At 73.1% G+C, this 6,445-nt stretch carries 7 protein-coding genes and 1 pseudogene; all 8 read right to left on the bottom strand.

The features are described 5' to 3' along the window. A pseudogene (locus AX737_RS15215) lies at positions 1-1,487 on the bottom strand (hypothetical protein); the annotation flags it as partial. A gap of 8 nt (positions 1,488-1,495) precedes the next feature. After that, the gene (locus AX737_RS15210; RefSeq protein ID WP_066922663.1) at positions 1,496-2,581 is read right to left on the bottom strand and encodes a baseplate J/gp47 family protein; all 1,086 of its coding nucleotides are present in this window, start codon (positions 2,579-2,581) and stop codon (positions 1,496-1,498) included. Next, positions 2,568-3,104 carry a phage GP46 family protein gene (locus tag AX737_RS15205; RefSeq protein ID WP_066922662.1) on the bottom strand — a complete coding sequence of 179 codons (537 nt, stop codon included), beginning with the start codon at positions 3,102-3,104 and terminating at the stop codon, positions 2,568-2,570. Before AX737_RS15205 ends, AX737_RS15210 begins: the two co-directional genes overlap by 14 nt. 46 nt (positions 3,105-3,150) lie before the next feature. After that, entirely contained in the window at positions 3,151-3,654 is a 504-nt protein-coding gene (locus AX737_RS15200) for a phage baseplate assembly protein (protein ID WP_066922659.1), read from the bottom strand. Beyond that, positions 3,651-4,769, bottom strand: a complete 1,119-nt coding sequence (locus AX737_RS15195; protein WP_066922657.1) for a hypothetical protein — start codon at positions 4,767-4,769, stop codon at positions 3,651-3,653. The genes AX737_RS15200 and AX737_RS15195 overlap by 4 nt, the downstream gene beginning before the upstream one ends. An 8-nt stretch (positions 4,770-4,777) precedes the next feature. After that, positions 4,778-5,518 (bottom strand): hypothetical protein, encoded by a 741-nt coding sequence (locus AX737_RS15190; protein WP_066922655.1) that lies wholly within the window; start codon positions 5,516-5,518, stop codon positions 4,778-4,780. 27 nt (positions 5,519-5,545) lie between these two features. Next, positions 5,546-6,106, bottom strand: coding sequence for a DNA circularization N-terminal domain-containing protein (locus AX737_RS15185; RefSeq protein ID WP_066922653.1), 561 nt, complete (start codon positions 6,104-6,106; stop codon positions 5,546-5,548). 20 nt (positions 6,107-6,126) lie between these two features. Next, positions 6,127-6,445 (bottom strand): hypothetical protein (locus AX737_RS34460; protein WP_197430593.1); only part of this gene is annotated, 319 nt, incomplete at its 5' end.

Here is a 6,445-nt window from a genome sequence, read left to right as displayed (position 1 = left end):
GGATTGGAAGGGACTAGGCCGTTGGCTGCGTCGCCGCCGCGTGCCCGGATCGCGCCCGCGACCGTGGACGCGCTGCGGTTGATGGTACGGGCGAAGACGAAGACGACACCGCCCGACGCACCACCCGCGCCGCCATCACCGCCCGGGACCGTGCCATCCACGCCCCCGTAGCCGCCTGAGCCACCGGGACCACCGGCGCCGCCGCCCTGGATGAGCGACGAACCCGAAACCGCCTCGACGACGGCTCGACGTAGGCGGGCAAGCATGCTGGGGGTCGTGCTAGAGCGTCCCCCTGCTCCGCCCCCCCCAGAGCCTGTGCCACCGGCGCCGCTGATCCCGGTGCTCAAACCACCAGCCGCAACGGTAGCGGAAGCCCCGGTTGTCCCCGGCTGCGGGGAGCCTGGATTTCCGCCGATGCCGCCAGTACCGCCCGCAACTCCGCCGCCGAGCGTGCCCGCGACGAGCGCGGCACCGGGCGTTTTTCCGGTCACGGTCGCAATGGCCCGCCCGATATAGCCCGACGTCAGGCCGGAGATGTCGAGCACGCCCTTCACGAACAGCCGGTATCCGGCCGTATCGAGGACGGCCGAGCCCGAGAGCGTGACGTTGTTGTAGTAGGTGTCGCGCGTGAGCGTGGTGGTGCCGGACGATGCGACGAGGTTGCCGTCCGAGCCGTCGCCGAAGTAGGCCAGATCCGTCGCTTGCCCCTCGGTGGGGGCGAAGGCCAGGACGGTCTCCTTCGTGCTCGCCGGGCTCATCACGACGTCGGTGGCCGTGCCAGCCTGGGCCTGCGCCGTGGTGGCAAAGAGGCTGCCGTCGAGCAGCCGACGCTTCGCACCGTTGATCCACGCAAAGAGCCCGGCCGTGCCGCGCCCCCAGGCCTGCCCCTCCCCGGGCGAGGCCGGATCACTGGCAAGCCCCGGAAGCGTGAGGCCGGCATTGAACGCCTGAACGCCCGTGAAGGGGGTCGAGCCGTCCTTCTTGGCGAAGCTCGTGGTATCGACCGAGCCCGCCGCGGCCTGCGCCTGATCCCGGTAGGTCTCGGCCGTGTCGCGATAGCCCTGCGCGAGGTCGCGCGCGGTCTCTGCGGCGGTGCGCGCGTCCGCAGACGCGGTGACATCGGCCGCCGTCGCGAGCCGGTCGGCGGCGGTCGCGAGGCGATCAAGCTGGGTCGCGGCCGCGTCGGCGTCCGCCGCGCTCGCCGACGCGATCACGTCCTGCGCGATGGCGTTGATCTGCCCGAGCAGCACCAAGAGGTCGGAGATCGTGCCGAGGCTCGCGATCAGCCCATCGACCTCGGCTTGCGTGTAGGCGCCGACCTGGTGCGCCGTGACCCCGTGCGGGTTCTCGCGGTCGTTGGCGTGGCGCCCGAGCGTGAGGCCGTTGAGGTTGAGCTTGTCGAAGGCCCCGCGCAGGTTGTCGCCGGTGCCGTCGTCGTCGTAGGTGCCGGTGTTGACGACCTCCGGGTCGATCGGGTCGGCGGCCATGGGCATCCTCAATCGGTGTAGGTGACGGGGCCGGAGACCGGCAGGAAGCCGGGCTCGATCGGGATGTCGTCGAGGGGGGCCGTGATGCGGTGGCGCCGCTCGCCGGTGGCGCGGGAGACCGCCTCGTCGAGCCAGGAGCGGGAGAACACGCCCGAGCCGTCGGGCCGGCCGGGCTCGGCGAGATCCGCGAAGGCCGCCGCGACCTCGGCCTCGACCGAGGTGCGCACATCGAGCGTGTCGGGGGTGAGCCCCTGGATCTCGACCGGGATCGGCAGCGGCAGCGGCGCCACCGCGTAGGCGCGGGCCGTGACCGGGCGGCGCACGGGATCGGAGATGTAGCCCTGTACCCGCGCGACCTGCGCGGCTGTCGGGATGCCGTTTTCCTGATCCGTGACCGTGAAGCACACCCAGACCGAGCGGGCGTCGTTCGAGAACGAGTCGACCCATACCCGGTCGATCTGCGCCAGCGCCTCGCGGGCCCAGGTCTCCCAATCGGGGCCCGAGCCGCCCTGCGCGAGGCGGCGCTTGCGCGCGAGCACCCGGGCGCGGAAGGCCTCCAGCGGCTCCTCGTCGGCGCCATCGACGAGGCCGGCCTCGACGATGGCTTCCGCGTCCATCCCGGTCGGCGGATCGCCGACGAGGCTGAGGGCGGCGCCCGCATCGAGGTTGCCGCGGACACCGGCCGTGTCGGCCTGCACGGCCAAGCTGACGCTCGCCGTGGTGGCGGTCGCCCCGATCAGGGTGGTGTAGGTCACCCCGTCGGCGCGCACGTACTGGAGGCCCGCTGGGATCACGGTGTAGGGCAGGGCCTGCACGGTGATCGCCCCTTGCGCCGCGCGGGCCGGGTCGATCGCGAGCCCCAGCTCGTAGCCGTGCCGGATCAGCCACGCGCGCTCGGCGGTGGCGACGAACATCTGCCGGAACAGCCAGGCCCGGCGCTGCTCCTGCTCGAAGCCGAGCAGCGCCAGAACCTTGGCGAACACCGTGAAGGTGTTGGCCCAGACGCTGGCGATCGCGCCGGGGATGGCTTGGGTGAAGAAGCCGCGCGCCTGGGCACTGAGCGTGGCGAGCGAGCGGATTTCATAGCCCGCCATCGGCGCGCCTCCAGAGGATGTCGAAGCGGGGGGCGTAGACCTCGCGGCCGTCGCGCCCGTAGAGGCCGACCGCGAGGCCGAGGCGGCCCGCGGCCTTGTCGACCGTGGCGGCCGTGCGGATGGTGACGACGGCGCCCTGGCCGAGGAGGGGCTGGAGCGCGCGCTCGGCCTCGGCCGCGACCTCGAGCGCGGTGAGGTCGGTGAGTTCGTGGCGGCGGTAGAGCCAGAGCTTGGAGCCGAGCGGGGCCTCGCCCGCGGCCGCGTCGATGTCGAAGCCGTCGCCGACCCAGCCGCGCCGGTCGCCCCGGTGCTCGTCGCGCAGCTCGTAGGGCTCGGCGCGGGCGTCGGAGAACAGGAGCAGCACCACCGCGGAAGCGAGCGGGTTGGCGGCCTTGAGCCCGCCTGCGGGCCCGTCGGCCGGCTCCGCCACCAGCGCGAAGTCGCCCGAGGTGCCGGTCCAGACGATGTCCGGCGGCAGCACCTCGACGCCCGCGTCGGCGAGCGGCGTGAGCGTGATCTGCATGGATAGGTGTCCCGGCGCGCTGCGCGTGCGAGCGCCGCGCGGGCGCTCAGGTGACGGCGAAGACTTTCGAGGAGGGGCCGGCCTGCGTCATCACCGCGGAGCCGCCCTCGCCGCCGAGATCGATCCGGCCGGCCGTGACGACGATCGTCATGCCGTCGACCTTCACCGTCACCTTGTCCGTGCCGGTGATCTCGATGGTCTTGCCCGTCATCTTCTGCGGGCGCTTGCCGGCGTCGTGCCAGACGCCGTCCTCGCCGAGCATCCGGGTCGCGTTCCCCGTGGCGTCGTACAGGACGGTCTGACCCTCCTTCAGGTCGCGGGGGCGCTTGTCCTGGTGCTCGAGGCCCAGGAAAGCGACCAGCGCGCGCTCGCCCGACCCCGCGATGCCGATGCCGTGCGAGCCCTTGGGCGCGTGCGAGGCCAGCCCGTGCTGGCGCACGATGTGGACCTTGTCGAGCTCCTCGCCGGCGAAGCCGTAGCCCTTGCCGGTCTGTAGCTCGCCCCTGTCGTTGGTCTCCGTGAGCTCGGCCCGGAAGAGGTTGGTTCTCATTCCTCGCCCTGCTCCTCAAGCGCATCGCCGGGATCGAAGGCCCCGTCGCTCTTGCCGGCCGCGGCCTTGCCGCCCTGTGCCTTCGGATCGACGAAGGTGAGGAAGGCCTGCGTCCCGCCGTCGTCCCCCTGGCGGAAGTTGACCGTCGAGAGCAGGTAGTCGCCGTCGATGTCCTCGGGGTCGTTGACGATCGCCATGAGGCGCCCGGGCTCCCAGAGGAGGCCGGCAGCATCCCGCCAGGTCGAGACCCGCACCGTGATCGTGGTGCCGTAGGCCGCCCGCCTGAGCCGTTCCCAGCGCAGGCGCTTCTTGAATTCCTTCTTCGTCCAGTCGCCCTCGGGGATCACGAGGAGCGGCCGGTTGCGGGTCACCGACTTATCGGTTTCCCGCTCCTCCTGCCGGAGGTTGTCCTTACCCGTGCCGGTGGCGCGCTGGCCGCGGCCGACGATGGGCGAGAACTTCTGGTCGGTGCGGAGCTTGACGCTCATGTTCTCGACGGGCGCTTCGCCCAGCACCAGCGCGCCCGCGTGCCGCTTGGTGCCGGCCCGGGTGATGTTGATCGAGCCGTCGGGCTGGCCGGCGAGCATCGCACCGATGCGGCGGGCCTCGCGCTCGATCGTCTGGAAGATCGTGTCGCCGGGCTGGCGCTGGATCTTGGGCAGCTTCTTGAGCGTGATGTCGGCCTTGAAGCCGCAGCGCACCTCGTCGAGTTCGCGCGCCGCCTCCAGGAGGGTCTTGTTCTCGAAGCGCCCGGTCTTGTGCTTGACCGGGTGGCAGTCGATCGCATCGGCCGCCTTGGACTTGCCGTCGATGGTGACCTTCTTCGTGGCACCCTTGCCGTCGTACTCGGCCGCGTAACCGCCGGTGTAGCCCGCGCAGAGGAGATCCCCGCCGCCCGGGCGGGCCGCGTCTCCGCCCGCCCTCGGGGCGGTCCGGATCTCGACCTCCTTGGCATGGCGCAGGCGCTTGGCCTCGGCCGACCAGCTCGGGTTCGAGGCGCCCAGCGTGAACGAGATCTCGGCCGACTCCATCGAGCGATCGACGGAGACGTCCTGCCAGCCGCGCAAGCCGTAGCCATCGACGAGGAGGGTGACGATCTCCTCGACGAAGAGCATGGCGGACCTCAGGCTTTCGGTGCGACCGCCTCCAGGGTGGTCGGCATGAAGAGGGGGGTGCCGCAGCGGTTGCGCGACACGAGTTCGGGGGCGCGCGCCGGGTCGCCGTAGAGGGCGAAGGCCAGCGCGGTCGAGGGCACCGAGCGCTGGAGATCGACCCGCACGATCGGCTGCAGGGTGACGGCTTGCTCGACGAGGTGGCGGGTGCATTCGCGCGCCACCGTCGAGAGCACGCCGAGCACCACCTGCCCGAGGCGCTGGCCGACCCGCTCGGCCGCGGCCTCGTAGGCCTGGTCGATGCGCCCCCGCGCCTCGCTCGCCCCGCGCTGGTCGGAGAACCCCGTGCGGGCCTCGGCGAGGAACGCCTCGCCGAGGGCCGCCACCTCGACCGCGGTGGCGAGCGCGGCGGCGAGCCCGTACTGGCGGATGAGCGCGGGCGAGCGCGTCGCGGGGATGCAGGCCGAGGCCCGCGCGGCCGCGGCGTAGAGGGCGGGCGCGGCGTCGGCCGGCTCGGCCGCGCGGGCGGCGGCCTGGAGCGCGGCGGTGAGCGCGTGGGCAAGCGCCGCCACATCCCGGGCGCCGCGCACCCGCGGGGCGTAGAGGTCGGCGACGTTGCGGGCGGCGCGCGCCGTGGCGATCGCGGTCGCGGCCGGCAGCGGGGTCGCGGCCGCGAAGGCCGCCACGACGTCGGCGAGCGCGGCGGCCGAAGCGGCCGCACCCGCCAGCACGCCGCTCGGAGGGGGCACCATGGGACCTCGCACGGCGGTTCGGAGGGGTCAGAGCGGCAGGTCGAGGGGGAGGTCGAGCGGGAGATCGAGCGCCTCGGCCACGAGGCCGGAGACCCCGCCCACCCCGTCGAGGAGGTCGGCCGCCACGTTCATCAGGGCGCCGGCCGCGAGGGCCGGCAGCGCGTCGAGCACGCCCGCCGCGATCCGGTCGCCGATCGGCAGCGCCGGGAAGCTCGCCCCGTCGCTGCCGGCCTCGACGAAGTCGAGGTCGATCGCGACGTAGCCGAGCTTGTCCCGTTGCCAGGAGGGCCCGCAGCCGGTGCAGCGCACCTGATGCCCGCCGAAGAACGGCAGGACCAGGGTGGCGGCCCCGGGCGTGCCGCAGGCCGCGAGCAGCGCCTGACAGGCCGCGTCCGCGTTGTCGGCGGCGATGTAGGCCCGGATCCGGAACTCGCGGGGCAGGCGCCCCATGTCCTCGGTCCCGTGCTGTTCCGCCTTCACGTACTGGTGGACGGCGACCCGGCGGCCCGTCTTCGGGATCGCCTCCTCATCGACCCGGAAGGCCGCGCCCCGGAACGAGGCGGGCCGGAGCACGCGCCAGTCGCGCATCGGTGTGGCCTCCTAAGGGGCTAGCGGTTCCCGGGCGGCGCGGCCGCGCCCGGCATGGTGGCCGCCCCCGGCCGGGCGCCGGACGAGGCGAGCGGCATGGATGCGACGACCTGCTTAGCCTCGGCGCGGGCGGTCGCCTTCACCCACTCGGCGTCGACCGTGACGGTGACGTGGGTGTTGTTGTCGACCGTCACCGTCGCCTCGCCCGACACCGGCGGGATCTGGTCGATCCGCGCCGTGATCTGGTCCGGCTTGACCGTGGCCTCCAGCGGCTGGCCGCCGTTGGCCGCGGTCGCCGAGGAGGCGGCCGCCTTGTCGAGGGTGTTGGCGAGCGCGCCC

Source organism: Methylobacterium sp. CCH5-D2, from assembly GCF_001556475.1.
Taxonomy (GTDB): domain Bacteria; phylum Pseudomonadota; class Alphaproteobacteria; order Rhizobiales; family Beijerinckiaceae; genus Methylobacterium; species Methylobacterium hispanicum.
The sequence above is the reverse complement of the archived record's forward strand: the minus strand, read 5'-3'. Positions and strand labels throughout refer to the sequence as shown.

Coding starts and splice junctions, on each gene's coding strand:
- AX737_RS15195 (WP_066922657.1), bottom strand. CDS start 4,769: ATGCTCTTCGTCGAGGAGATCGTCACCCTCCTCGTCGATGGCTACGGC.
- AX737_RS15190 (WP_066922655.1), bottom strand. CDS start 5,518: ATGGTGCCCCCTCCGAGCGGCGTGCTGGCGGGTGCGGCCGCTTCGGCC.
- AX737_RS15185 (WP_066922653.1), bottom strand. CDS start 6,106: ATGCGCGACTGGCGCGTGCTCCGGCCCGCCTCGTTCCGGGGCGCGGCC.
- AX737_RS15200 (WP_066922659.1), bottom strand. CDS start 3,654: ATGAGAACCAACCTCTTCCGGGCCGAGCTCACGGAGACCAACGACAGG.
- AX737_RS15210 (WP_066922663.1), bottom strand. CDS start 2,581: ATGGCGGGCTATGAAATCCGCTCGCTCGCCACGCTCAGTGCCCAGGCG.
- AX737_RS15205 (WP_066922662.1), bottom strand. CDS start 3,104: ATGCAGATCACGCTCACGCCGCTCGCCGACGCGGGCGTCGAGGTGCTG.